Raw genomic sequence first — 302 nt, forward strand, 5'->3', positions numbered from 1 at the left:
ACGTCCCACGGGGTGGCCTGGAAGCGGTTGCGGTAGCCCTGATGGAAATCGTCTTTCAGCGCGGTGGTGTCGCTGGTGACCGATTCTTCCAGCACCTGCGGCTGCTTGCCTTCGTGATGGACTTCGGTGAGCAGCCACAGGTCGTTCCACTTGGCCTTCGGGTGTTCCTTCAGCGCGAGGAAATGGCCGCTGACCAGCAGCGGCTGGTCGCTCTTGCCCTCGGCGAGCTGGAAGTCGCTGCGGTGACGCTCGAGGGCGCGTTTGGCCAGGTGCTTGCCGCGCTCGCGGTCGACGAAACGGCC

1 protein-coding gene is annotated in these 302 nt (G+C 65.2%); it reads right to left on the reverse strand.

Annotated features, from left to right (window positions below; translation table 11 throughout):
- Positions 1-302 (reverse strand): contractile injection system protein, VgrG/Pvc8 family (locus ACKLNA_RS29190; RefSeq protein WP_408987857.1); only part of this gene is annotated, 302 nt, incomplete at both ends.

The organism is Pseudomonas sp. UV AK001 (genome assembly GCF_046097675.1).
Classification (GTDB): Bacteria; Pseudomonadota; Gammaproteobacteria; order Pseudomonadales; family Pseudomonadaceae; genus Aquipseudomonas; species Aquipseudomonas kribbensis.